20 protein-coding genes and 3 rRNA genes are annotated in these 26,115 nt (G+C 66.4%); 5 read left to right on the top strand and 18 right to left on the bottom strand.

Annotated features, from left to right (window positions below):
• Window positions 1–4: 4 nt before the first annotated feature.
• Window positions 5–2,575, bottom strand: a complete 2,571-nt coding sequence (gene glgP, locus EL493_RS09765; protein ID WP_019045426.1) for an alpha-glucan family phosphorylase — start codon at window positions 2,573–2,575, stop codon at window positions 5–7.
• A gap of 37 nt (window positions 2,576–2,612) precedes the next feature.
• Window positions 2,613–3,038 carry a VOC family protein gene (locus tag EL493_RS09760; protein WP_019045425.1) on the bottom strand — a complete coding sequence of 142 codons (426 nt, stop codon included), beginning with the start codon at window positions 3,036–3,038 and terminating at the stop codon, window positions 2,613–2,615.
• A gap of 79 nt (window positions 3,039–3,117) precedes the next feature.
• On the opposite strand from EL493_RS09760, the gene EL493_RS09755 reads away from it, so the two are divergent.
• The 3 genes from EL493_RS09755 to glgB all read left to right on the top strand — a co-directional run bounded on the left by EL493_RS09755 (window position 3,118) and on the right by glgB (window position 8,027).
• The gene (locus EL493_RS09755; protein WP_019045424.1) at window positions 3,118–3,708 is read left to right on the top strand and encodes a TetR/AcrR family transcriptional regulator; all 591 of its coding nucleotides are present in this window, start codon (window positions 3,118–3,120) and stop codon (window positions 3,706–3,708) included.
• Between the two features lie 162 nt (window positions 3,709–3,870).
• On the top strand, window positions 3,871–5,871 hold the full coding sequence (locus tag EL493_RS09750) for an alpha-1,4-glucan--maltose-1-phosphate maltosyltransferase (protein WP_019045423.1): 2,001 nt from the start codon (window positions 3,871–3,873) through the stop codon (window positions 5,869–5,871).
• Window positions 5,871–8,027: a 1,4-alpha-glucan branching protein GlgB gene (gene glgB / locus EL493_RS09745; protein ID WP_019045422.1), complete on the top strand. Its 2,157-nt coding sequence runs from the start codon at window positions 5,871–5,873 to the stop codon at window positions 8,025–8,027. The genes EL493_RS09750 and glgB overlap by 1 nt, the downstream gene beginning before the upstream one ends.
• Here the strand turns inward: glgB and EL493_RS09740 are convergent.
• The 5 genes from EL493_RS09740 to EL493_RS09720 form a co-directional block, all read right to left on the bottom strand.
• The gene (locus EL493_RS09740; protein ID WP_019045421.1) at window positions 8,024–8,416 is read right to left on the bottom strand and encodes a nitroreductase/quinone reductase family protein; all 393 of its coding nucleotides are present in this window, start codon (window positions 8,414–8,416) and stop codon (window positions 8,024–8,026) included. The two genes, glgB and EL493_RS09740, sit on opposite strands and share 4 nt — an antisense overlap.
• 26 nt (window positions 8,417–8,442) lie before the next feature.
• A complete protein-coding gene (locus EL493_RS09735; RefSeq protein WP_019045420.1) occupies window positions 8,443–9,528 on the bottom strand; it encodes a class I SAM-dependent methyltransferase in 1,086 nt (361 codons plus the stop codon).
• 109 nt (window positions 9,529–9,637) lie between these two features.
• Window positions 9,638–10,501, bottom strand: coding sequence for a tetratricopeptide repeat protein (locus EL493_RS09730; RefSeq protein WP_019045419.1), 864 nt, complete (start codon window positions 10,499–10,501; stop codon window positions 9,638–9,640).
• 61 nt (window positions 10,502–10,562) lie between these two features.
• On the bottom strand, window positions 10,563–10,928 hold the full coding sequence (locus EL493_RS09725) for a DUF3817 domain-containing protein (protein ID WP_019045418.1): 366 nt from the start codon (window positions 10,926–10,928) through the stop codon (window positions 10,563–10,565).
• Between the two features lie 103 nt (window positions 10,929–11,031).
• Window positions 11,032–12,216 carry an acetyl-CoA C-acetyltransferase gene (locus EL493_RS09720; RefSeq protein ID WP_019045417.1) on the bottom strand — a complete coding sequence of 395 codons (1,185 nt, stop codon included), beginning with the start codon at window positions 12,214–12,216 and terminating at the stop codon, window positions 11,032–11,034.
• 133 nt (window positions 12,217–12,349) lie between these two features.
• Here EL493_RS09720 and mce point away from each other — a divergent pair, with 133 nt between their 5' ends.
• Together mce and EL493_RS09710 are read left to right on the top strand one after the other, a co-directional pair.
• Window positions 12,350–12,811, top strand: a complete 462-nt coding sequence (mce, locus tag EL493_RS09715; RefSeq protein WP_019045416.1) for a methylmalonyl-CoA epimerase — start codon at window positions 12,350–12,352, stop codon at window positions 12,809–12,811.
• Window positions 12,812–12,897: 86 nt separating this feature from the next.
• Complete coding sequence (locus EL493_RS09710; RefSeq protein ID WP_030204204.1) at window positions 12,898–13,905, top strand: coiled-coil domain-containing protein; 1,008 nt, start codon at window positions 12,898–12,900, stop codon at window positions 13,903–13,905.
• A 99-nt stretch (window positions 13,906–14,004) separates the two neighbouring features.
• Here EL493_RS09710 and EL493_RS09705 read toward each other — a convergent pair whose 3' ends face one another.
• The 11 genes from EL493_RS09705 to EL493_RS09655 form a co-directional block, all read right to left on the bottom strand.
• Window positions 14,005–14,295, bottom strand: coding sequence for a hypothetical protein (locus EL493_RS09705; RefSeq protein WP_022565467.1), 291 nt, complete (start codon window positions 14,293–14,295; stop codon window positions 14,005–14,007).
• Between the two features lie 10 nt (window positions 14,296–14,305).
• Window positions 14,306–15,049 (bottom strand): endonuclease NucS, encoded by a 744-nt coding sequence (gene nucS / locus EL493_RS09700; RefSeq protein ID WP_022565468.1) that lies wholly within the window; start codon window positions 15,047–15,049, stop codon window positions 14,306–14,308.
• Between the two features lie 76 nt (window positions 15,050–15,125).
• Window positions 15,126–15,242: ribosomal RNA gene (gene rrf, locus EL493_RS09695) — 5S ribosomal RNA — on the bottom strand.
• A 90-nt stretch (window positions 15,243–15,332) separates the two neighbouring features.
• Window positions 15,333–18,448 (bottom strand): 23S ribosomal RNA (locus EL493_RS09690).
• A 323-nt stretch (window positions 18,449–18,771) separates the two neighbouring features.
• Window positions 18,772–20,288, bottom strand: a 16S ribosomal RNA gene (locus tag EL493_RS09685).
• Together the 16S, 23S and 5S rRNA genes form the textbook arrangement of a ribosomal RNA operon.
• 415 nt (window positions 20,289–20,703) lie before the next feature.
• On the bottom strand, window positions 20,704–21,984 hold the full coding sequence (murA, locus tag EL493_RS09680) for a UDP-N-acetylglucosamine 1-carboxyvinyltransferase (RefSeq protein ID WP_019045413.1): 1,281 nt from the start codon (window positions 21,982–21,984) through the stop codon (window positions 20,704–20,706).
• A gap of 78 nt (window positions 21,985–22,062) precedes the next feature.
• Window positions 22,063–22,641, bottom strand: a complete 579-nt coding sequence (locus EL493_RS09675) for a cob(I)yrinic acid a,c-diamide adenosyltransferase (RefSeq protein ID WP_019045412.1) — start codon at window positions 22,639–22,641, stop codon at window positions 22,063–22,065.
• A complete protein-coding gene (locus tag EL493_RS09670; RefSeq protein ID WP_019045411.1) occupies window positions 22,638–23,066 on the bottom strand; it encodes a DUF2550 domain-containing protein in 429 nt (142 codons plus the stop codon). The genes EL493_RS09675 and EL493_RS09670 overlap by 4 nt, the downstream gene beginning before the upstream one ends.
• A 173-nt stretch (window positions 23,067–23,239) precedes the next feature.
• Window positions 23,240–23,617 (bottom strand): F0F1 ATP synthase subunit epsilon, encoded by a 378-nt coding sequence (locus EL493_RS09665; RefSeq protein WP_019045410.1) that lies wholly within the window; start codon window positions 23,615–23,617, stop codon window positions 23,240–23,242.
• A gap of 6 nt (window positions 23,618–23,623) precedes the next feature.
• Entirely contained in the window at window positions 23,624–25,072 is a 1,449-nt protein-coding gene (gene atpD, locus EL493_RS09660; RefSeq protein ID WP_019045409.1) for a F0F1 ATP synthase subunit beta, read from the bottom strand.
• Window positions 25,073–25,096: 24 nt separating this feature from the next.
• A complete protein-coding gene (locus tag EL493_RS09655; protein ID WP_022567399.1) occupies window positions 25,097–26,068 on the bottom strand; it encodes a F0F1 ATP synthase subunit gamma in 972 nt (323 codons plus the stop codon).
• Window positions 26,069–26,115: the final 47 nt, after the last annotated feature.

Genomic DNA, 26,115 nt, shown 5'->3' with positions numbered 1-26,115 from the left:
CGGATCACGCCCCGGCGACCGCCACCAGCCCCAGCTCGGCGTCCGAGGCGAGCAGCGCGTTGCGCGGCAGCACCCGCACGGTGTAGCCGACCGCACCGCTGAGCGGCACCGGCGAACGCACCTCGTACACCTCGGTGCCCTCGTCGGTGCCGGTGTGGGCCATCTCGACGGTGGTGGTGTCGGACAGGTCGTCGGCCGGCGACACCCGGCCCAGCACCGCCTGCACCACCACGTCCGCGGGCGCCAGCCCACCGAGCTCGACCCGCGCGCGCAACGCCAGTTCGGCGCCGATCACCGGGGTGTCGGGCAGTCCGGAGCTGTCGACCTGTGCGACCCGCACCGCGGGCCAGGCCGCGTCGACCCGCTTGCGGTACTCGGCGACCTGGGCGGCGCCGGCGAACTTGTCGGCGGTCACCCGGCCGAACGCGGCGGCCGCCGGACCGTAGTACTGCTCGGCGTAGTCGCGCACCATCCGCGAAGCCAGCACCTTCGGGCTGGTGGTCTGCAGGGTGTGGCGCACCATCTCGGTCCAGCGGACCGGGACACCGGCCGCGTCGCGGTCGTAGAAGCGCGGCGCGACAGTGCGCTCGACGAGTTCGTACAGCGCCGACGCCTCCAGGTCGTCGCGGCGGTGCTCGTCGCGCACACCGTCGGCGGTGGGGATGGCCCAGCCGTTCTGGCCGTCGAACATCTCGTCCCACCAGCCGTCCTTGATGGACAGGTTGAGCCCGCCGTTGAGCGCGGACTTCATGCCGGAGGTGCCGCACGCCTCGAGCGGGCGCAGCGGATTGTTCAGCCACACATCGCAACCCCAGTACAGATAGCGGGCCATCGACATGTCGTAGTCGGGCAGGAAGACGATGCGATGGCGCACCGCCGCGTCGTCGGCGAAGCGCACGACCTGCTGGATCAGCGCCTTGCCACCGTCGTCGGCGGGGTGGCTCTTGCCCGCGACCACCAGCTGCACCGGTCGCTCGGGATCGAGCAGCAACGCGCGCAGCCGGTCGGGGTCGCGCAGCATCAGCGTCAGGCGCTTGTAGGTGGGCACGCGGCGGGCGAAGCCGACGGTGAGCACGTCGGGGTCGAAGACGTCGTCGATCCAGCCCAGTTCGGCGTCGGCCGCCCCGCGCTGATGCCACGACTCGCGCAGTCTGCGGCGGATCTCCTCGATCAGCACGCCGCGCAGGGTGTTGCGGGTGGACCACAGCTGCCCGAGGTCGACATCGCTGAGCTTCTCCCAGCCTCGCGCCTCCTCCACCAGCTCCGGCCCGACCAGCTCGCGCGCCTTGTCCAGCCATTCCCGCGCCGCCCAGGTGGGCGCGTGCACGCCGTTGGTGACCGACCCGATCGGCACCTCGGCCGCATCGAAGCCCGGCCACAGCCCGGCGAACATGTCCCGGCTGACCTCGCCGTGCAGCTTCGACACACCGTTGGCGCGCTGGGCCATCCGCAGTCCCATGTGCGCCATGTTGAACACCGAGGGATCGGACTCCCGGCCGAAGGCCAGGATCCGGTCGACGGAAAGTCCCGGCAGCAGCGCGGATTCGGATTCCCCGTGCGCGCCGCCGAAGTAGCGGCGCACCAGCGGCATCGGGAACCGGTCGATCCCGGCGGGGACCGGCGTGTGCGTGGTGAACACCGTGCCCGCCCGCACCGCGGCCAGCGCGGTGTCGAAATCCAGTCCGTCCGCGACGAATTCGCGAATCCGCTCCACCCCGAGGAAACCCGCGTGGCCCTCGTTCATATGGAACACATCGGGATCGGGCAGCCCGTGCGCGCGGGTGTAGGCACGGACCGCGCGGACACCACCGATACCGGCCAGGATCTCCTGCTTGATCCGGTGGTCCTGGTCGCCGCCGTAGAGCCGGTCGGTGACCGCGCGCAGCTCGGGGTCGTTCTCGGCGATGTCGGAATCCAGCAGCAACAACGGAATCCGGCCCACCTGGGCGATCCACACCCGGGCCCGCAGCACCCGCCCCTCGGGCATACCCACGTGGATCAGCACGGGCGACCCGTCGCTGGTGAGCAGCCGCAGCGGCAGCCCCTGCGGGTCGAGCGCGGGGTAGTGCTCCATCTGCCAGCCGTCGGCCGACAGCGACTGCCGGAAATAGCCGGAGCGGTACAGCAGCCCGACACCGATCAGCGGCAGCCCCAGATCCGAGGCCGCCTTGAGGTGGTCACCGGCCAGGATGCCCAGACCGCCCGAGTAGTTCGGCAGCACCTCGGTGACACCGAACTCCATCGAGAAGTAGGCGATCCCGGCGACGTCGGTCCCGGTCTGCTCCTGGAACCAGCGGGGGCGGGCGAGATAGTCGCGCAGACCGGCGGCCGCGGCGTCGACGCGGGCGGTGTAGTCCGGGTCCGTGGCGAGCGCGTCGAGGCGCTCGGCGGGCACCTCCCCCAGCATCCGCACCGGGTCCTGGCCGACCGCGCGCCACAGACCCGGGTCGAGCTCGGCGAACAGATCCTGCGTCGGGCCGTGCCACGACCACCGCAGATTCGTCGAGAGTTCGCCCAGCGCGGCGAGCCGCTCCGGCAGATGGGCACGGACAGTGAACCGACGAAGTGCCTTCACCCGGCAAACAGTACCGAGTGTGGCGCCGGTCCGCGTGTCAGCCGGCCGTGAACCGGTCGGCGAATTCCGCGCTGGGCGGGACCTCGGTGATGACATCGACCAGCACACCGGCGGGGTCGGCGACGATGAAATGCCGCTGGCCGAAGTCCTCCGTCCGCAGGGTCAGTTCGGCCTGGAGTCCGCCTGCTTCGACCAGGCGGGCCCATTCCGCGTCCACGTCGTCGACCTCGAAGTTCAGCACCAGGCCCTGGACCGGTTTGCCGAAACCGGCCGGGATGGTCGGGTGCGTGGGGTCGAGCAGGGCCAGTTCGTAGGCGGGTTCACCGTCGCGGCCCGGGCGGCGCAGGCTCACGTACCAGTCCGCTTCGAAGGTGATCTCGAAGCCGAACCAGCGCGTGTAGAAGTCGCGCGATGCCGCGATCTCGGAGGTGGCGAGTACGGGGTAGAAGCTGCTCAGCGCCATGACATTCCCTTTCACATACCGATGGTATGTGTCGTACGATAGTTCACATACCGACGGTAGGTCAACAGGAGGACGGGCGATGGCATCGACGGCGCGCACCCAGCAGCGCGAGGAGACGCGACGGTTGCTGCTGGCGCAGAGCAGGCGCCTGTTCGCCGCGAAAGGCTATGCGGCCGTTGGCCTGTCGGAGATCGTGGCGGCCTCCGGCGTCACCAAGGGGGCGCTGTACCACCACTTCGACAGCAAGGCCGACATGTTCCGCGAGGTCCTCACCCAGGTGCAGCAGGAGGTCGGCGACCAGGTCGCGGCGGCCGCCGACGCCGAGCCCGACCCCTGGACGCAGCTCACCGCGGGCTGCGCCGCGTTCCTGCGCGCCAGCGCCGATCCCCGGGTCCAGCGGATCATGCTGATCGACGGCCCCGCGGTCCTGGGCTGGCACGAGTGGCGCGCCCTGGACGAGGCCAATGCGGCCCGGCACCTGCACGAGGCGCTGGACGCGCTGGTCGCCGCGGGCATCCTGGCGCCCCAGCCCGTGGCGCCCCTCACCCAGCTGCTCTCCGGCGCCATGAACGAGGCGGCCCTCTGGCTCGCCACCACCACCGACCCGGACGCCCTGCCCGCCACCATCGCGGCACTCGACCGCCTGCTCGCCGGTCTGCGCGCCGGCTGAACCGCCGCCGCGCACCGGCGATCGCCCGCCCCCGACCCCCGAATCCGCTGGCCACGTCCTCGCCGCGATCTCGGTCGCGCGCGACCGCCGACGCCCACCGAGCGGTTCCACCGCACCGCGGCCCTCCCCGCCCGGACCGCGGAAATGCAGTAGGTTGGCCAGGTGACCGGCCGGATTGCCATCGATGACATCGCACCGTCCATCCCCGGCGGACGCCCGGCCAAGGCTGCCGTCGGCGAGGTGTTTCCCGTCCGTGCCGTGGTGTGGCGCGAGGGCCACGACGCCGTGGCCGCGACGCTGGCGGTCCGGGCACCCGGCTCCTCGCGGATCACCCGCATCCGGATGACACCGGACTACGAGCCCGACGTCTTCAACGCCGTCTTCACCCCCAACGCCCCCGGCGTCTGGACCTTCCGCGTGGAAGGCTGGAGCGACCCGCTCGCCACCTGGCGTTCGGCCGTCGAGGCCAAACTCGGCGTCGGCCAGAGCGCCGCCGATCTGGCCAACGACCTCGAGATCGGCGCCACCCTGTTCGAGCGCGCCGCCCAGGCCGTCCCGAAGAAGCAGTTCGAACGGCTCCGCGCGGCCGCGGCCGCCCTGCGCTCCGACGAGCAGCTCCCGGCCCGCGTCGCCCCCGCGTTCAGCGCGGAGGTCGCCGAGATCCTGCGCGCGACCCCGCTGCGCGAGATGGTCACCCGCGGCACCCAGCACTCGGTGCTCGTCGAGCGCCGCCGCGCCCTGGTGGGCTCGTGGTACGAGTTCTTCCCCCGCTCGACCGGCGGCCGCGACGCCGACGGGGTCCCGGTGCACGGCACCTTCGCCACCGCGGCCAAGGAACTGCCCCGGATCGCGGGCATGGGGTTCGACGTGGTGTACCTGCCGCCGATCCACCCGGTCGGCGAGATCAACCGCAAGGGCCGCAACAACGCGCTCACCACCGAGCCCGGCGACGTCGGGTCACCGTGGGCGATCGGTTCGGCCGAGGGCGGTCACGACGCCACCCATCCCGAGCTCGGCACCGAGGCCGATTTCGCCGACTTCGTCACCGCCGCAGGCGAACTCGGCCTGGAAGTGGCACTCGATCTGGCCCTGCAGTGCGCCCCCGACCATCCGTGGGTGCGCGCGCACCCGGAGTGGTTCACCACCCTGCCCGACGGCACCATCGCCTTCGCCGAGAACCCGCCGAAGAAGTACCAGGACATCTACCCGGTCAACTTCGACAACGACCCCGACGGTCTCTACGCCGAGGTCCTGCGGGTGGTGCGGCACTGGATCGGCCTGGGCGTCACCATCTTCCGCGTCGACAATCCCCACACCAAGCCCGCCGACTTCTGGGAGTGGCTGATCGCGCAGGTGCGCCGCACCGATCCCGACGTGATCTTCCTGTCCGAGGCGTTCACCCGCCCGGCCCGGCTCTACGGCCTGGCGCGGCGCGGATTCAGCCAGTCGTACACGTATTTCACCTGGCGCGTGTACAAGTGGGAGCTCACCGAGTTCGGCAACGAACTGGCAGCCAAGGCCGACGAGGCCAGGCCCAACTTGTTCGTCAACACCCCCGACATCCTGCACGAAAGCCTCCAGCACGGCGGGCCCGGCATGTTCGCCGTGCGCGCGGTGCTCGCCGCGACCCTCGCCCCCACCTGGGGCGTGTACTCCGGCTACGAGCTGTTCGAGCACGAGGCGGTCCGCCCCGGCAGCGAGGAATACCTGGATTCGGAGAAATACGAACTGCGGCCCCGCGATTTCGCCGGCGCGCTGGCCCGCGGCGAGTCGCTGGAGCCGTGGCTGACCCGGCTCAACGAGATCCGCCGCGCGCATCCGGCGCTGCAGCAGTTGCGCTGCATCCACTTCCACCAGGTCGACAACGACGCGCTGCTGGCCTACTCCAAGTTCGATCCGGTGTCCGGCGACGCCGTGCTGGTGATCGTCAACCTGAATCCCTACGGCGCCGAGCAGGGCCACATCTCCCTCGACCTGCCCGCGATCGGCCGTGAGTGGCACGACCACCCGGTGGTCTTCGACGAGGTCAGCGGCGAGGAATACCACTGGGGCCAGCACAATTTCGTGCGCCTGGATCCGTCCCGCGCGGCCGCCCACATCCTGGCGCTACCCACCGTCCCGGCCGCGGCCAGGGCACCGCTGGCCTACCGCAGGTCCTTCTGATGAAGCGGCGCGATCTGATGCTGCTGGCGGCGGGCACCCATCCCGATCCGCACACCGTGCTCGGCGCGCACCCCCAGCACGACGGCACCGCGGTCCGGGTACTGCGCCCGCACGCCGAGACGGTCGCCGTGCTGGTCGGCGACACCGAGCATCCGCTGAAGTCGCTGGGGCACGGCGTGTTCGCCGCGGTGCTGCCATATCCGGAGATCGACGACTACCGCGTCCGCACCGCCTACCCCGGCGGCCAGACGGTGGTCACCGCCGACGGCTACCGCTTCCTGCCCACGGTCGGCGAATTCGACCTGCACCTCATCGGCGAGGGCCGCCACACCCGGCTGTGGGAGGTCCTGGGCGCGCACCCGCGCCGCTACACCACCCTCGACGGCGATGTCGAGGGCACCTCGTTCGCGGTGTGGGCGCCGAATGCCCGCGGCGTCACCGTGTTCGGCGACTTCGACCACTGGAGCGGCACGTCGGCGCCGATGCGCGCGCTCGGCACCTCGGGGGTGTGGGAGGTGTTCGTGCCCGGTGTGGGACCGGGGACGCGCTACAAGTACCGGGTGCACGGCGCCGACGGCCGCGTCGTCGATCACGCCGACCCGCTGGCCTTCGCGACCGAGGTACCGCCCGCCACCGCGTCGGTGGTCAGCCGCGCCGATCATGTGTGGTCCGACAGCGCGTGGCTGGACCGGCGCGCGCAGACCGACGCCGCCCGTGCCCCGCTGAGTGTCTACGAGGTGCATCTGGGCTCCTGGCGGCCCGGCCTCGGCTATCGCGAACTGGCCGTCCAGCTGGCCGAATACGTGCGCGCGACCGGATTCACCCACGTCGAACTGCTGCCGGTGGCCGAGCATCCGTTCGGCGGGTCCTGGGGTTACCAGGTCACCTCCTACTACGCGCCGACCTCCCGCTTCGGCACCCCCGACGACTTCCGCTGGTTCGTCGACCACCTGCACGACGCGGGCATCGGCGTGCTGCTGGACTGGGTGCCCGCGCATTTCCCGCGCGACGAATGGGCACTGGCCCGCTTCGACGGCACCCCGCTCTACGAGCACCCCGACCCCCGGCGCGGTGAGCAACTCGACTGGGGCACCTACGTGTTCGACTTCGGCCGCAACGAGGTCCGCAACTTCCTGGTGGCCAACGCCGCGTTCTGGATCGAGGAGTTCCACATCGACGGGCTGCGCGTGGACGCGGTGGCCTCCATGCTCTACCTGGACTACTCCCGCCCCGAGGGCGGCTGGGAACCGAATGTGTACGGCGGCAGGGAGAACCTGGAAGCCGTCGACTTCCTGCAGGACCTCAACGACACCGTGCACCGCGCCTATCCCGGCGTGCTCACCATCGCCGAGGAGTCCACCACCTGGCCCGGCGTCACCCGCGGCACCGACGTCGGCGGCCTCGGCTTCAGCATGAAGTGGAACATGGGCTGGATGCACGACACCCTCGGCTACCTGGGCCGGGACCCGATCCACCGGTCCTGGCACCACAACGAGATGACGTTCTCGCTGGTCTACGCCTGGAGCGAGAGCTATGTGCTGCCGATCAGCCACGACGAGGTGGTGCACGGCAAGGGCACGCTGTGGACCCGGATGCCCGGCGACGACTTCGCCAAGGCGAGCGGCGTGCGCGCGCTGCTGGCCTACATGTGGGCCCACCCCGGCAAGCAACTGCTGTTCATGGGCCAGGAGTTCGGCCAATTCCGCGAATGGGACAACGACCGCGGCCTGGACTGGCACGAACTGGAAAACCCACTGCACCAGGGCATCTCGACGATGGTCGCCGACCTCAACCGCGCCTACGTCGCGCACCCGGCGCTGTGGACCCAGGACACCACCCCCGGCGGGCACTCCTGGATCGAGGCCGACGACAGCGCGGCCAACGTCTTCGCCTTCCTGCGCTGGGGTTCCGACGGCAGCGCGGTGGCCTGCGTCTTCAACTTCTCCGGCGCGACCAGGCAGGACTACCGGATCGGGCTGCCGCACACCGGTTCCTGGCGCGAGGTGCTCAACACCGACGCCCAGGAATACGGCGGTTCCGGCATCGGCAACCTCGGCGTGGTCCAGGCCGAGGACACCCCCTGGCACGGCCGCCCCGCCTCGGCCACCCTGACCATGGCCGCCAACAGCGCGGTCTGGCTGGCCGCCGAGCGTTAACCGGTCAGGTCGATGCGGATGGTCAGCAGGTCGGTCCCGACCGCGCGCACCGCGGCGCTGTTGTAGCGCGGCAGTGCGCGCAGCCGGGCCCGCGTATCGTCCTCGGGCAGCAGGTGCGCGACGCCGGCGTGCCAGCGTCCCCGCAGCCGCACCCGCACCCGGTTGTCGGCCTGGATGTTGCGCACGTACTGCGACCGCTCGCCGAACTCGGAGACCAGCCAGAACTGGTCGCCCACGCGGCGCCCGCCGATCGGCGTGGTCCGCGGCTGCCCGCTCACCCGGCCGGTGGTCTCCAGCAACGGGTGACCCGGCAGCCTGCGCACCACCCGGTTGAGCCGCCGCTGCACCGCGGTGACGACCCGATGCTGGATATCGTTCCTGGAGGCCATGTTTCGACCGTAGCAGCGCGGCGCGGTCAGCCCTTGCTCGCCAGGTAGTAGGTGTTGAGCGGATCACCGTCGACGTGTTCGGTGCGCACCTCGGTGAATCCGGCGTCGGCCAGCATCGACAGCGCGCGCTGCTCGCCCCAGACAGTGCCGAGCCCGTCGCCGCCCTGGCCCAGCGACACCGACATGCAGTGCATCGTCGACACCGCGTACAGGAACGGGCCCAGCGGCAGGTCCAGGTTCTCCTCGAGCACGCTCGACGCGTGCACGTCGACCATCAGGAAGACCCCGTCCGGCCGCAGCATCTCGGCGATATTGGCCAGCACCCGCGCCGGATGCGCCTGATCGTGGATCGCGTCGAAGACGGTGATCAGGTCACAGGATTCGGGCTCGTGCAGCGCGGCGACGTCCTGTTCGACGAACTCCACATTGCGCAGCCCCATGGCCTCGGCTTCGGCCCGGCCCGCCGCGATCGCGTCGGCGGAGAAGTCGTAACCGCGGAACCGGCTCGCGGGAAACGCCCGCGCCATCAGGTTCACCGCGTGCCCGCTGCCGCAGGCGATGTCGGCCACGTCCATGCCTATCAGCAGCCGGTCGGTGAGACCGGGCGACATCGGCAGGATCACCTCGATCAGCGCCGCGTCGAACACCTCGGCGCTCTCCTCGGCCATCAGCGCGTGGAAGCGCGCGTAGTCGTCGTAGGCCAGGCCGCCGCCGGCCCGGAACCGCTCGACGATCTTGGGTTCCACCTCCCCGAGCTGGCCGATGAACTGCATCACCCTGGCCAGGTTGTCCGGTCCGGCGGCCCTGGTCAGGCTGGCCGCGTGCGCGGGCGGCAGCGTGTAGGTGGCCGTCGGCGGGTCGTAGCGCACGATGCCCGCCGTGGTGACGGCGCCGAGCCATTCCCGGACATAGCGCTCGTTCAGCCCGGCCGCCGCGGCGATCTCCTGGCTGGTCGCGGCCGGGCAGGCCGCCATGGTGTCGAACAACCCGACCTGGTGTCCCATGCTGATCATCAGCGCGGTACTCGCGTGGTCGAGCAGCTCCACCATGGATCCCGCGAAGGCTTCCGCCTCGGCCTGGTCCACCGCCCCCGAGTGGTCGAGTGAGGTCATGTCGTACTCCTCGAGTCAGCTCGCGGCGGGTGCCGCGGGTCTACCCGGGGATACGACGAGGCCGCCCCGGCAGTTCAGCCGGGACGGCCTCGAGTGGAGGGGGACGGGGTCAGTACAGCGCGGCGGCCAGCTTGCGCCGGGCCGCGACCACGAACGGCTCGGCCGGGTCGAACAGCTCGAACAGTTCGAGCAGCCGGGTGCGGGCCCTGGTGCGGTCGTCGCCCGCCGTGCGCTTGACGGCCGCGATGATCCGGTCGAACGCCGCCTCCGGGCGCTGCTCGAGCAGTTCCACGTCGGCCGCGTCGAGTGCGGCGTCCAGGTTGGCCGGGTCGGCGTCGGCGGTGGCGACCACGGCCGGGTCGACCTGCTGCGCCCTGGTCAGGAACCGCAGCTGACGCAGCGCCGCCTTGGCTTCCTCGTTGGCGGGCTCCTCGGCCAGGATCGCCTCGTAGGCGGCCTCGGCGCCGGCGATGTCACCCTCGGCGAGGGCGTCTTCGGCGGCGGTGAAGCGCGGGTCCTCGACCTCGGGCGCGGCCTCGGCGGCGTTCGGGTCGCCCTCGAGCTTGCCCGCGGTCGCGTCCATCACCGCGTCCAGCCACTGCCGCACCTGCGCCTCGGGCTGCGCGCCCTCGAAATCGGCCAGCGGCTGTCCGCCCGCCACCGCGATCACCGTGGGAATGCCCTGCACCCGCAGGGCCTGCACGATGTTCATGTTCGGCTCGGCCTCGATGGCGGCCAGATCCCAGCCGCCGCGATCGTCGGCGTTGAGCCGTTCGAGCGTGCGGATCAGCTCGACGCTGCCCGGGCTGCGCTGCGAGTACAGCGCGACCACCACGGGCACCTGCATCGAGCGGCGGATCACCTTGGTCTCGAAATCCGCCTCGGTCACCGAGTGGTTCCCCGAGGCCGCAGGCGCACCGCCGGGAGCGGCGGGCGGCTGCTTCAGCGCGGACAGGTCCACCGCGCCGGACATGGCAGCGGCAGCGGCGGGCGAAGGACGACGGGCAGCGGGTCGAGTCACGGTTTCCAGTTTGTCACGAAGCCGTCGGCGCGGCTGCCGGGGAGCCCTTGGCGCCGGTGCTCAGCTCGCCGAGCTGGCCGGTGCGCACGGCCCAGATCTCGAAGATCACGGTGGCCAGCGGCGGAATGCTCGACGCCAGCGCCAGCACGGTGGTCTTCCAGCTCCATTCGAGCTCACGCGCGGCCAGCAGCGCGGTGATCACGAACAGCACGAAGATGGCGCCGTGCACCGGCCCGAAGATCTTCACGCCGATCTCGTTGCCCTCGGCGGGCAGGTACTTGAACGCCATGCCGGTCAGCAGACCGACCCAGGACAGCGCCTCGAGCACCGCGAAGAACCGGAACCGGCTGGCAGTGGACCGCAGATCGAAGAAACCCATACCAGCCATTGTGCCGGATGAGCTACAGCACGTAGTAGTTGGACCGCTCACACTTCGGGCCCCCACGCTCGACAGCGCGGGGGCCCGAAGTGGACGAACGGAATCAGGCGGGGACGCGGATGATGAGTGCGTCGCCCTGGCCACCGCCACCGCACAGGGCGGCCGCGCCGACGCCGCCACCGCGACGCTTCAGCTCCAGCGCCAGGTGCAGCAGGATGCGCGCGCCCGACATGCCCAGCGGGTGACCGATGGAGATGGCACCACCGTTGACGTTGACCTTCTCCGGGTCGTAGCCCAGCTTCTTGGTCGAGGAGACGCCGACGGCCGCGAAGGCCTCGTTGATCTCGATCAGGTCCAGGTCGGCCGGGGTGATGCCTTCCTTCGCGCACGCGGCGAGGATGGCGTTGGCCGGCTGGTCCTGCAGGGTCGAGTCCGGACCGGCAACCTGGCCGGCGGCGCCGATCTCGGCGATCCATTCCAGCCCCAGCTCCTGCGCCTTGGCCTTGCTCATCACGATCACGGCGGCCGCGCCGTCGGAGATCTGCGAGGCGGTGCCCGCCGTCACGGTGCCGTCCTTGCGGAAGGCCGGACGCAGCTTGGCCAGCGACTCCACGGTGGTGTCGGCGCGGATGCCCTCGTCCTCGGTGACGTAGATCGGGTCGCCCTTGCGCTGCGGCACGGCGACCGGCACGACCTCGTTCTCGAACACGCCGTTCTTCCACGCGGCGGCGGCACGCTGGTGCGAGGCCGCGGCCAGCGCGTCCTGCTCCTCGCGACTGACCTTGTCGAGGTCGTTGCGGTCCTCGGTCAGCAGGCCCATCGCCTGGTCGGTGATCACGTCGTGCAGGCCGTCGTAGGCCATGTGGTCCACCAGGGTGGTGTCGCCGTACTTGTGGCCCTCGCGGCTCTTGGGCAGCAGGTGCGGGGTCTGGCTCATCGACTCCATGCCGCCGGCCACGATGATCTCGTGCTCACCGGCGCGGATCAGCTGATCGGCCAGCGCGATGGCGTTGATGCCGGACAGGCAGACCTTGTTGATCAGCAGCGACGGCACATCCATCGGGATGCCCGCGGCGATCGCGGCCTGGCGGGCGGGCAGCTGCCCGGCGCCGGCCTGCAGCACCTGACCGAGGATGACGTAGTCGACCTGCTCGGGCGCCACACCACCCTTCTCCAGCGCCGCCTTGATGGCCACACCGGCCAGATCCGAGGCCTTGAAGTCCTTCAGACCGCCCAGGAGCCTGCCGACCGGGGTACGCGCACCGGACACGATGACAGAAGTCGTCACGAAAGCCTCGCATTCATTGAGTCGAACCTCGCCCCGATGCACACAGCGATCGGCCGCGCGCGTCAAGGGTTGCACTCAACGGTAACCGGTATCGGCCCGCGCCCCGCACGCAGGTGTTCGCTAGCTTCGAGGTGTGACCAACGAAAACATCATCCCCGCCGACTACGTCATCGCCGTCGACCACGTGGGTATCGCCGTGCCCGACCTCGACGCCGCCGTGGCCTGGTACACCGACAACCTCGGCATGGTGGAGACCCATCGCGAGGTGAACGAGGCCCAGGGCGTGGTCGAGGCGATGCTGTCGTGCCCCGCCGCGGCCGACCGCGCGACCGCCCTGCAGTTGCTGGCTCCACTCACCCCGGAGTCGACCATCGCCAAGTTCATCGACCGCAGCGGCCCCGGCCTGCAGCAGCTGGCCTACCGGGTCACCGACATCGAGGCCGTTTCGGCGTTCCTGCGCGACCGCGGGCTGCGTTTGCTGTACGAAGCCCCACGTCACGGCACCGCGGATTCCCGCATCAATTTCATCCATCCGAAGGATGCTGGCGGTGTGCTGGTGGAGCTCGTCGAGCCGAACCCGAATGTTACGCACTAGTACGGAGATACGGTTGGTAAATCTCGGCGAGATCACAATCACGGTCGAGTCTCCATAGGGTCGCTCGAGGCTGTATTTTGTGTGCCATGTCGTCACCTGAGTCCGATCGCAATCGCTTCGTTGCACTGCCCTTCACCGTTGTGCGCAAGGGTTATGCGCAAGACGAGGTGCGCAACTACTTCGACCGCTTCGACGCCGAGCTCCGCGTCACCGCCACCGACCGGGACGCTGCCGCCGCGCAGGCCCGGAATCTCGCCAGCCAGCTGGAAGACGCCCGGGACGAGATCGACGAGCTCCGCAAGGAGGTCGACCGGCTGTCCGTGCCGCCGACCACCGCCGAAGGCATGTCCGACCGTATCTCGCGCATGCTGCGCCTGGCCTCGGACGAAGCGTCCGAGGTCCGCGCGCTGGCGCAGGCCGAGGCCGCGGAGATGGTGTCGATCGCCGAGCAGCAGGCCACCGAGATGCGTGGCAAGTACGAGTCGCTGCTCGCGGAGACCAAGGAGAAGCGCGAGGCACTCGAGATCGAGTTCGAGCAGACCCTCGCGAACGCGCGCACCGAGTCCGCCAAGATCATCGAGGCCGCGCAGGCCGATGTGGAACGTCTCGGCAAGGAGGCCGAGGCCAAGCGCAAGGCCACCCAGCAGGACTTCGAGGCCACCATGAACGATCGGCGCACCAAGCTGACCCGTGCCATGGAGGAGCTCGAGGCCACCAGCCGCGCCGAGGCCGCCCAGCGGATCAAGGACGCGACCGACGAGTCGAACCGCCTGATCAGCTCCGCCACCCAGACCTCCGAGCGCAAGATCGCGCACGCGAAGGAACTGGCCGAGGAGATGCGCGTGCTGCGCGGCCGGGTCCTGGCCCAGCTGCTCGGTATCCGCGGTCAGCTCGACTCGGTGCCCGCCATGCTCGCCGCGGTCAACCGCGAGAGCGAGCTGCTCGACGGCGCCCCCGAGCGCAAGTCGATCAGCAACAACGGCAACAACAAGTCCGTGTCGGGCTCGCGCCAGACCAAGGCCATCCCCGAGGTCGCCGACGCCGACGAGGACATCGTCGACGAGGACCGCGAGAGCGCCGACATCAGCAACTGACGTCTGACCCGACGACATTGCTCCACCCATACAGTCGAAGAAAACCGAAGGCCGCCTCGAATGTTCGAGGCGGCCTTCGGTTTTCGCTGTCTTCGTCGATCAGGACCAGCGGCGGGTGATCCCGCGTGTACGCCGGCCGTTCCAGCACCCCTGATGCCAATGCCTGCGATCGTCCTCGCCGCCGTCGGCGTCCCAGGCCACGATGTGGGCGACACCGGGCATGATCTCGTGATCACAGCCGGGACAGCGATACGTCTTCACCGCTCGCGCGCCGGGAACGGTACGCACGATGTAGGTTTCGTCGCCCGGCCCGTCCTCGGTGCGCCCGTAGACGTCCCCGATCGGCGCGGGGTCGCTACGTCGTCCTGAGCGTGGTTTGCGTCGCGGCATGGTTCTGAGCCTAGAAGAGGCGGAAAACGTTGCTCTCCGTGCCACGCAGCTCGTCGTAATCGAGCGTGAGGCAGCGGATTCCCCGGTCCTCGGCGAGCGTGCGCGCCTGCGGCTTGATCTGCTGGGCGGCGAACACGCCCGCCACCGGCGCCAGCAGCGGGTCACGGTTCAGCAGTTCCAGGTAGCGGGTGAGCTGTTCGACGCCGTCGATCTCCCCGCGCCGCTTGATCTCCACCGCCACGGTCGCCCCGTCGGCGTCGCGGCACAGCAGGTCCACCGGGCCGATGGCGGTCATGTATTCGCGCCGGACGAGGGTGTACCCCTCCCCGAGCTTCGTCACGTGTTCGGCCAGCAGCTCCTGCAGATGCGCTTCCACGCCGTCCTTGACCAGGCCGGGGTCGACACCGAGTTCGTGCGAGGAGTCGTGCTCGATGTCCTCGATGGTGATCCGCAGTTCCTCGCCGGCCTTGTTGGTGACCACCCACAGCGCCTTGATGGTGTCCGGCAGCGCCGTGTGGCCCTCCCGCAGCGGAGTCACGCCGTCGGGCAGCTCCGCGGGGACCAGGGTCGCGATATCGCGTTCCTCCAGCCAGCACGGCGGGCTCATCCAGTTCAGCGGCTTGTACGAGCCGCCGTCGGAGTGCACGAGAACCGACCCGTCGGCCTTGATCAGCAGTAACCGGCGAGCCATCGGGAGGTGGGCGGTCAGTCGACCGACGTAGTCGACCTGGCAACGAGCAATGACAAGGCGCACCCATGCACTCTAGGTGACCGGTCCGGGAACGCAAAAAGGCCCTCCAACCGAAGTTGGAGGGCCTTTCGCAATGATGTTCCGGCGGTGTCCTACTCTCCCACACCCTGTCGAGTGCAGTACCATCGGCGCAGGTGGCCTTAGCTTCCGGGTTCGGAATGGGACCGGGCGTTTCCCCACCGCTATAACCGCCGTAACACTATGAAACTAGACAGCGCTCCCCACAAAGTAGGTTTGCTGCAGTGTCTGTTGTTTCAGATACCGCACAGTGGACGCGTAACACCTTCGTAGTAAGCCCTCGGCCTATTAGTACCAGTCACCTACACACATTACTGTGCTTCCAGTTCCGGCCTATCAACCCCATGGTCTGTAGGGGGCCTTAACCCATCAAGTGGGAGAGAAACCTCATCTTGGAACAGGCTTCCCGCTTAGATGCTTTCAGCGGTTATCCCTTCCGAACGTAGCCAACCAGCAGTGCTCCTGGCGGAACAACTGGCACACCAGAGGTTCGTCCGTCCCGGTCCTCTCGTACTAGGGACAGCCTTCCTCAAGTTTCTAACGCGCGCGGCGGATAGAGACCGAACTGTCTCACGACGTTCTAAACCCAGCTCGCGTGCCGCTTTAATGGGCGAACAGCCCAACCCTTGGGACCTACTCCAGCCCCAGGATGCGACGAGCCGACATCGAGGTGCCAAACCATCCCGTCGATATGGACTCTTGGGGAAGATCAGCCTGTTATCCCCGGGGTACCTTTTATCCGTTGAGCGACACCGCTTCCACTTGCCGGTGCCGGATCACTAGTCCCGACTTTCGTCCCTGCTCGAGCTGTCACTCTCACAGTCAAGCTCCCTTGTGCACTTGCACTCGACACCTGATTGCCAACCAGGCTGAGGGAACCTTTGGGCGCCTCCGTTACATTTTGGGAGGCAACCGCCCCAGTTAAACTACCCACCAGGCACTGTCCCTGAACCAGATCATGGTCCGAGGTTAGAAGTCCAATACGATCAGAGTGGTATTTCAACGACGACTCCACCTGAACTGGCGTCCAAGCTTCACAGTCTCCCACCTATCCTACACAAACCGTACCGAACACCAATACCAAGCTATAGTGAAGGTCCCGGGGTCTTTTCGTCCTGCCGCGCGTAACGAGCATCTTTACTCGTAATGCAATTTCGCCGAGTCTGTGGTTGAGACAGCAGAGAAGTCGTTACGCCATTCGTGCAGGTCGGAACTTACCCGACAAGGAATTTCGCTACCTTAGGATGGTTATAGTTACCACCGCCGTTTACCGGGGCTTAAATTCTCAGCTTCGCGCCGAAGCGCTAACCGGTCCTCTTAACCTTCCGGCACCGGGCAGGCGTCAGTCCGTATACATCGTCTTACGACTTCGCACGGACCTGTGTTTTTAGTAAACAGTCGCTTCTCTCTGGTCTCTGCGACCCCACCCAGCTCAGAGTGCAAGACTCGTCACCAGGCGTGGTCCCCCTTCTCCCGAAGTTACGGGGGCATTTTGCCGAGTTCCTTAACCACAGTTCTCTCGATCGCCTTAGTATTCTCTACCTGACCACCTGTGTCGGTTTGGGGTACGGGCCGTGTACCAACTCACTAGAGGCTTTTCTCGGCAGCATAGGATCACTGAATTCACCACAACGGCTACGCATCACCTCTCAGGCTACATGTTGTGCGGATTTGCCTACACAACGCCCTACAGGCTTACACCAGGTATTCCATCACCTGGCCCAGCTACCTTCCTGCGTCACCCCATCGCTTGACTACTACAGCCAGGGTCTCGTGCAGCAATTCTCCCTCTCACCCGAAGGCTCGATAAGAAAACATTTGGACGATTAGCACAACTGATTCGCCATTGGGCGCGGATACACGGGTACGGGAATATCAACCCGTTGTCCATCGACTACGCCTGTCGGCCTCGCCTTAGGTCCCGACTCACCCTGGGCGGATTAACCTGGCCCAGGAACCCTTGGTCATTCGGCGGACGAGTTTCTCACTCGTCTTTCGCTACTCATGCCTGCATTCTCACTCCCGTGGCCTCCACAGCTGGATCACTCCGCTGCTTCCACGGCCACAGGACGCTCCCCTACCCATCCCAGCTCCTGGCTCGAAAGCAGGATAATGCTGAAATGCCGCGGCTTCGGCGGTGTACTTGAGCCCCGCTACATTGTCGGCGCAGGATCACTTGACCAGTGAGCTATTACGCACTCTTTCAAGGGTGGCTGCTTCTAAGCCAACCTCCTGGTTGTCTAAGCGACCCCACATCCTTTTCCACTTAGTACACGCTTAGGGGCCTTAGCCGGCGATCTGGGCTGTTTCCCTCTCGACTACGAAGCTTATCCCCCGCAGTCTCACTGCCACGCTCTCACACACCGGCATTCGGAGTTTGGCTGACTTCGGTAAGCTTGTGGGCCCCCTAGGCCATCCAGTAGCTCTACCTCCGGCGTGAAACACGTGACGCTGCACCTAAATGCATTTCGGGGAGAACCAGCTATCACGGAGTTTGATTGGCCTTTCACCCCTACCCACAGCTCATCCCCTCAGTTTTCAACCTAAGTGGGTTCGGGCCTCCACGACGTCTTACCGTCGCTTCACCCTGGCCATGGGTAGATCACTCCGCTTCGGGTCCATAATGTGCGACTGAAACGCCCTATTCGGACTCGCTTTCGCTACGGCTACCCCACACGGGTTAACCTCGCCACACACCGATGACTCGCAGGCTCATTCTTCAAAAGGCACGCCATCACCCCACCACCGAAGTGGAAGGCTCTGACGGATTGTAAGCGCACGGTTTCAGGTACTATTTCACTCCCCTCCCGGGGTACTTTTCACCTTTCCCTCACGGTACTAGTCCGCTATCGGTCACCAGGGAGTATTCAGGCTTACCGGGTGGTCCCGGCAGATTCACAGCAGATTTCACGGGCCCGCTGCTACTCGGGTACTCACTACAACAGCCAAGAAGTTTTCGTTTACCGGACTATCACCGTCTATGGCAGGCCGTTCCAGACCACTTCAACTAACCACTTGGTTTCTTACTGTTGCTCAACTCGGCAGAATTGAGAAAATGAGCCCCACTACCCCAGCTAGACAACGACTGCCGTCTATCACATCTAACTGGTTTAGCCTCATCCGCTTTCGCTCGCCACTACTCACGGAATCACTGTTGTTTTCTCTTCCTGTGGGTACTGAGATGTTTCACTTCCCCACGTTCCCTCCACACACCCTATATATTCAGATGCGGGTAACACGACATCACTCGTGCTGGGTTTCCCCATTCGGAAATCCTCGGATCTCAGCTCGGTTGACAGCTCCCCGAGGCTTATCGCAGCCTCCTACGTCCTTCATCGGCTCCTGGTGCCAAGGCATCCACCGTACGCTCTTAAACACTTACTAACAAAGATGCTCGCGTCCACTGTGCAGTTCTCAAACAACACACAAGACTCGTCCTCGGCTCAGCACCAGCCCGACCCAAACGGCCGGCGGTATGACTGAAGAACCAGTCTCGTCGTTCTTGCCTGGAAAGATCACTCGCGTGTTCTTTCAGGACCCAATAGTGTGTCGGTATATCACCGCAGCGTCGGAATTTTCCTCAGCCATTCGCGATGAGTCAGTCAGTGTTCCACCCATGAGCACCGCAGTTCTACATACGAGAACATGAACGGCTCTGGCATCCCCGAGTTCGACTCTTCGAACCGAGTAATGCAGATGCTCCTTAGAAAGGAGGTGATCCAGCCGCACCTTCCGGTACGGCTACCTTGTTACGACTTCGTCCCAATCGCCGATCCCACCTTCGACGGCTCCCTCCACAAGGGTTAGGCCACCGGCTTCGGGTGTTACCGACTTTCATGACGTGACGGGCGGTGTGTACAAGGCCCGGGAACGTATTCACCGCAGCGTTGCTGATCTGCGATTACTAGCGACTCCAACTTCACGGGGTCGAGTTGCAGACCCCGATCCGAACTGAGACCGGCTTTAAGGGATTCGCTCCACCTCACGGTATCGCAGCCCTCTGTACCGGCCATTGTAGCATGTGTGAAGCCCTGGACATAAGGGGCATGATGACTTGACGTCGTCCCCACCTTCCTCCGAGTTGACCCCGGCAGTCTCTCACGAGTCCCCGCCATTACGCGCTGGCAACATAAGATAAGGGTTGCGCTCGTTGCGGGACTTAACCCAACATCTCACGACACGAGCTGACGACAGCCATGCACCACCTGTACACCGACCACAAGGGGGCCTACATCTCTGCAGGTTTCCGGTGTATGTCAAACCCAGGTAAGGTTCTTCGCGTTGCATCGAATTAATCCACATGCTCCGCCGCTTGTGCGGGCCCCCGTCAATTCCTTTGAGTTTTAGCCTTGCGGCCGTACTCCCCAGGCGGGGTACTTAATGCGTTAGCTACGGCACGGATCCCGTGGAAGGAAACCCACACCTAGTACCCACCGTTTACGGCGTGGACTACCAGGGTATCTAATCCTGTTCGCTACCCACGCTTTCGCTTCTCAGCGTCAGTTACTTCCCAGAGACCCGCCTTCGCCACCGGTGTTCCTCCTGATATCTGCGCATTTCACCGCTACACCAGGAATTCCAGTCTCCCCTGAAGTACTCTAGTCCGCCCGTATCGCCCGCAAGCTTGGGGTTGAGCCCCAAGTTTTCACGAACGACGCGACGAACCGCCTACAAGCTCTTTACGCCCAGTAATTCCGGACAACGCTCGCACCCTACGTATTACCGCGGCTGCTGGCACGTAGTTGGCCGGTGCTTCTTCTACAGGTACCGTCACTTGCGCTTCGTCCCTGTCGAAAGAGGTTTACAACCCGAAGGCCGTCATCCCTCACGCGGCGTCGCTGCATCAGGCTTTCGCCCATTGTGCAATATTCCCCACTGCTGCCTCCCGTAGGAGTCTGGGCCGTGTCTCAGTCCCAGTGTGGCCGGTCGCCCTCTCAGGCCGGCTACCCGTCGTCGCCTTGGTAGGCCATTACCCCACCAACAAGCTGATAGGCCGCGGGCCCATCTCGTACCGATAAATCTTTCCACCCTCAGACATGCATCCGAAGGTCATATCCGGTATTAGACCCAGTTTCCCAGGCTTATCCCGAAGTACGAGGCAGATCACCCACGTGTTACTCACCCGTTCGCCGCTCGTGTACCCCGAAGGGCCTTACCGCTCGACTTGCATGTGTTAAGCACGCCGCCAGCGTTCGTCCTGAGCCAGGATCAAACTCTCCGTTGAAGACTCTCAACCACACCCCGAAGGGTGCAATCAGAACAATCTAAAGACTAGAGTCCGAAAACCTAGCAAAACCGAACACCAGCAAAAATTTGCTGACATTCAAAATGTCCACTCCTCAACCGGGGGGTATGAGAAGCGGAGCCAATAATAATTGGCACTGACATTCATCGACACACTATTGAGTTCTCAAAGAACACACGCACAAGCCTCTACCCACAACTTTTTCGAAGGGGCTTCGGCAGGGCAACTGTTCCAACCTAGCGCAGACGACTCGACCGAAGCAAGTTCGGAGGGAGAGAGTCTGACCAGGTGATCTGTCAGGCGCTCATCGTCACCTTGTCGGTGTCCGTGTCGCTCTGACTCGAATTAAGTTACGCACCGACGAACACGAAGTCAAATCGCCTGGTCAGGCAACCTATTTCGGCGTACCCACGCGCTCGACCTGCCCGCCCAGCGCCTGCATCTGCTCGACGAACTTCGGGTAGCCGCGGTCGATGTGGAAGACATCGTGCACTTCGGTGACGCCGTCGGCCACCAGGCCGGCCAGCACGAGGCCCGCGCCGGCGCGAATGTCGGACGACCACACCGGCGCGCTCGACAGCCGCGGGATACCGCGCACCACCGCGTGGTGGCCGTCGGTCCTGGCGTCGGCACCCAGCCGGATCATCTCCTCGACGAAGCGGAAGCGCGCCTCGAAGACGTTCTCGGTGATCATCGAGGTGCCGTCGGCGATGGCGGCCAGGCCGATGGCCATCGGCTGCAGGTCGGTCGGGAAACCGGGGAACGGCAGCGTCGCGAAGTTCACCGCACGCGGGCGCTCCGGCTGGACCACGCGGAAACCGTTGGGCTCGTAGGAGATTCGAGCGCCCGCCGAGCGGAGCTTGTCCAGCACCAGGGCCAGGTGCTTCGGGTTCACCCCGGTGACGCGGACATCGCCGGTGGTCATGGCGGCCGCGATACCCCAGGTGGCGGCGACGATGCGGTCGCCGATCACCCGGTGCGTGGTGGGCGAGAGGCTCTTCACGCCCTGCACCGTGAGCACCGAGGAACCGGCACCCTCGATCCGCGCACCCATCTGCACGAGCATGGTGCACAGGTCGACGATGTCGGGCTCGCGCGCCGCGTTGTCGATGACCGTCTCTCCCTCGGCGAGCACGGCCGCCATCAGGATGTTCTCGGTGGCGCCCACCGACGGGAAGTCGAGCCGGATGCGGGCGCCCTGGAGCTCGTCGGCGCGGGCGACCACGCAGCCGTGCTCGATCTCGCTGGTCGCGCCGAGCAGACGCAGGCCCTGCTGGTGCATGTCGAGCGGCCGCGAACCGATGGCGTCGCCGCCGGGCAGCGCCACGACCGCGCGCTTACAGCGCGCCATCAGCGGACCGAGCACGCACACCGAGGCGCGGAACTGGGTGACCGCCGGGAAGTCGGCGTGGTATTTGGGCTCCGGCGGAGTGACGATCGTGCAGACCGAACGGTCGCCGCTCTCGTCGTCGGAGATGGTCACATCGCAACCGAGCCCGCGCAGCACCTCGGCCATCAGCGGCACATCGAGGATGTCGGGGCAGTTGGTGATGGTGGTTGTGCCCTCCGCCAGCAAAGCGGCGGCCATCAGCTTCAGCACGCTGTTCTTCGCGCCGCCGACCGCGACCTCGCCGACGAGCTGATTACCGCCGGAGACCAGAAACCGTTCGCTCACCCCGCAAGCTTATCGACCGTTGCCCGGCGACACGCCCCCGACGCCAAACCGACCGATCCTGGCGTCACCGAGAGGCTTTCAGCGCGCGGCTCCGCCGCCCGGCTGCCACAGCACATCCCCCTCGGGATTGGTGGCACGGCTCAGGATGAACAGCAGGTCCGACAGCCGATTGAGGTATTTGGCCGGCAGCACATTGGTGTCGTCGGGGTGCGCCTCGACCGCGGCCCAGGCCGAACGCTCGGCGCGTCGCACCACGGTGCGTGCCGTGTGCAACAGCGCGGCAATCGGGGTACCGCCGGGCAGGATGAACGAATTCAGCGGGGCCAGGCCCTCGTTGAACTCGTCACACCACTTCTCCAGCCGATCGATGTAGGGCTGGGTGATCCGCAGGGGCGGGTACTTGGGATCCTCGACCACCGGCGTCGACAGATCCGCGCCCGCGTCGAACAGGTCGTTCTGGATCTGGCGCAGGACCGCGAGCACCTCGGGCGCCGGCGCGCCGAGCGCGACCGCGACGCCGAGCGCCGCGTTGGCCTCGTCGCAGTCGGCGTAGGCGACCAGGCGGGGGTCGGTCTTGGGCACCCGGGAGAAATCGCTCAGGCCGGTGGTGCCGTCGTCACCGGTGCGGGTGTAGATCCGGGTCAGGTGGACGCTCACGGCTGGCCTCCGCGGGTACGGCGCGCGCGATCGGACGGGCGCGACTCCATCCAGGACAGAAAAGCCGCCATCGATCCGCGGTCGAGCGCGAGCTCGAAACTGTTGTGCGGATCGGTGACGGCTACCACCACGATGCCCTCGGCCATGATGTCGAATTCGTCGCCCTGCGGCGCGCGTCGCTCGACGATCTCGAGGCCTTGCCGGTGCACGGTGCTGTCCGGACCGAATTTCAGGCTGGTCAATTTGAAGAAGACGAGGCGATCCTCGTCGTAGCGGATGAGACCGTGCCGCCAGCCCTGGCCGCCGCGCGCGGGCAATACCCGCAGCAGGGCGGCCGTACCGCCCCGGCGCAGCATCACCAGCCGGTAGGTCGATGCACCTGCTACGAACACGAGCGTCAGCACCAGAATGATCAGCAGAACCATCCCGGTTTGCAATGCCGTACGCCCTTTCGCTCAGCTGGTGTCGAAGACACCCCCGTCGCCATTCAATCACGCCCCGCCGGCGGCCCTTCGCCGGGATCGGCAATACGCCGAAACAGCACTGTCGGCGACGAAACGGAGTTCGTCGCCGACAGTGTCGGTATTCGGTGTGTGGATCAGGCCGAAGCGGTCGCCTCGACCGCGCGCACCTGACCCTGCGCCACCAGCAGATCCACCTCGGAGGCCTCGCCGTCGGCCAGCACCTTGCGCGCCGCGTCGACGTCGACCTCGCCCGCCAGGTCGGCGGACTCGGCCAGCACCCGCACGGTGTCGGCGGTGACCGAGAAGAAGCCGCCGTGCACCGCGGCGACGATCCGCTCGCCGTCGGTCGACACGATGCTCACCGTGCCGCCCTCGACGAGCTGACCGAGCAGCGGCTCATGGCCGGCCATGATGCCGATCTGGCCCTCGGTGGTCTGCGCGCTGACGAACGTCGCCTGGCCGGACCAGAGCTTGCGTTCGACCGCAACGAGATCAACTGTCATCTCCGCCATGGTGGACTACTTCCCGGCGATCTTCTTCGCGGCCGCCTCGACGTCGTCGAGACCACCGCAGGAGTTGAACGCCTGCTCCGGGAAGTGGTCGAACTCGCCCTTGCAGACGCGATCGAAGTCGTCGATGGTCTGCTCCAGCGGCACGACCGAGCCCGGCTGACCGGTGAACTTCTCGGCCACGATGAAGTTCTGGCCGAGGAACTTCTCCAGACGACGGGCGCGGCCGACGAGGACCTTGTCCTCTTCGGAGAGCTCGTCCATACCGAGGATGGCGATGATGTCCTGCAGCTCCTTGTACTTCTGCAGGATCCGCTTCACCTCGTTGGCCACGCGGAAGTGACGCTCGCCGACGATCGAAGCCTCGAGGATACGAGAGGTCGAGGTCAGCGGGTCGACGGCCGGATAGATGCCCTTCTGCGAGATCGGGCGGGAGAGCTCGGTCGTCGCGTCCAGGTGGGCGAAGGTGGTCGCCGGCGCCGGGTCGGTGTAGTCGTCGGCGGGGACGTAGATCGCCTGCAGCGAGGTGATCGAGCGACCACGGGTCGAGGTGATGCGCTCCTGGAGCTCACCCATCTCGTCCGCCAGCGTCGGCTGGTAACCCACGGCGGAGGGCATACGACCCAGCAGGGTCGAGACCTCGGAACCGGCCTGGGTGAAACGGAAGATGTTGTCGATGAAGAGCAGCACGTCCTGGTGCTGGACATCGCGGAAGTACTCCGCCATGGTCAGCGCGGACAGGGCCACGCGCATACGCGTGCCCGGCGGCTCGTCCATCTGGCCGAAGACGAGGGCGGTGTCCTGGAGGACGCCCATCTCTTCCATTTCCAGGTGGAGGTCGGTCCCCTCACGGGTACGCTCACCGACGCCCGCGAACACCGAGGTGCCGGAGAACTCGCGAGCGATACGGGTGATCATCTCCTGGATCAGCACGGTCTTGCCGACACCGGCACCACCGAACAGACCGATCTTGCCGCCCTTGACGTACGGGGTCAGCAGGTCGATGACCTTGACGCCGGTCTCCAGCATCTCGGTCTTACCCTCGAGCTGGTCGAAGCTCGGGGGCTTGCGGTGGATGCCCCACTGCTCGCCGTCGCGGCCGAGGCCGGGCGAGTCGAGGCAGTCGCCGAGGGCGTTGAACACGTGGCCCTTGACGATGTCGCCGACGGGCACCGAGATCGGCTTGCCCGAGTCGGTGACGGTGGCGCCACGGACCAGACCGTCGGTGGGCTGCATCGAGATGGTGCGCACGATGTTGTCACCGAGGTGCTGGGCGACCTCGAGGGTCAGGGTCTTGGCCACCGACGCGAGCTTGATGTCGGCGTTGAGAGCGTTGAACAGCTCGGGGATGGCGCCACGCGGGAACTCGACGTCCACGACGGGGCCGATGACACGGACGACGCGGCCGGCGGTTGCGCCCGCCTTGGTCGCGTTGTCCTGAGTGACAGCTGCGGTCATTAGATTGGTTCTCTTCCTGCGCTTCTAGTCGCGGTCCGAGCTCGACGCCAGCGCGTTCACGCCGCCGACGATTTCGCTGATTTCCTGCGTGATCTGGGCCTGACGCACCGAGTTCGCCTCGCGCTGGAGCACACTGGCCAGCTCGTTGGCGTTGTCGGTCGCCGCCTTCATTGCGGTGCGCCGAGCCGCGGACTCGGATGCCGCTGCCTCGAGCAACGATGCGTAGATACGCGTGTTGACGTACTTGGGCAGCAGCGCGCCCAGCAGCACATCGGCGTCCGGCTCGAATTCGTACTGCGCCGTGACCACCGCGTTCGGCGAATCCGACAGGATGTCGTCGCCGAGCTCGTAGTTCTCGTCCACGAAGCTCACCTGGATCGGCGCCAGGCGGCGCACCTCCGGGTTCTGGGTCAGCATCGAGACGAACTTGGTGTACACGATGTGCAGTTCGTCGACGCCCGCGATGGTCCCGGTGCCGTCCAGCGAGGGAACCTCGTTGTCCGAGCCGGCCATGAAGGCCTCGACCAGGTGCTGGCACGCGGCCGACGCGTCGGTGTACTTCGGCTGCTGCGAGAAGCCGGTCCACGACGCCTGGAACGGGCGGTTACGGAACTTGTAGTACGTGAGGCCCTTGTTGCCCATCACGTACAGCACCGGCTCCTTGCCGTCGCCACGCAGGGTGGTCATGAGCTCCTCGGCGCGCTTGAGCACGTTCGAGTTGTAGCCACCGCACATACCGCTGTCACTGGTGATCACCAGGACAGCGGCCCGACGAGCGTTGGGACGCTCGGTCAGCAGCGGGTGCGACAGGTTCTTCGAAGCGCTCGCGAGCTCGCCGAGGACCTTGGTGATCTCCTCGGCGTACGGCTTGGCCGCCGCGACCCTGGCCTGGGCCTTGGAAATTCGCGAGGTCGCGATCAGTTCCTGAGCCTTGGTGATCTTCTTGATCGAATTCACACCACGAATGCGGGAGCGCAATTCGCGCAAACTTGCCACTAGCGGTTCACACTCCCTTCATTCGCCAGATCGGTAATTGCCGACAT

The organism is Nocardia asteroides (genome assembly GCF_900637185.1).
Taxonomy (GTDB): Bacteria; Actinomycetota; Actinomycetes; order Mycobacteriales; family Mycobacteriaceae; genus Nocardia; species Nocardia asteroides.
Note: the sequence above shows the minus strand (reverse complement) of the source record. Positions and strands in the feature narration are given on the sequence as shown.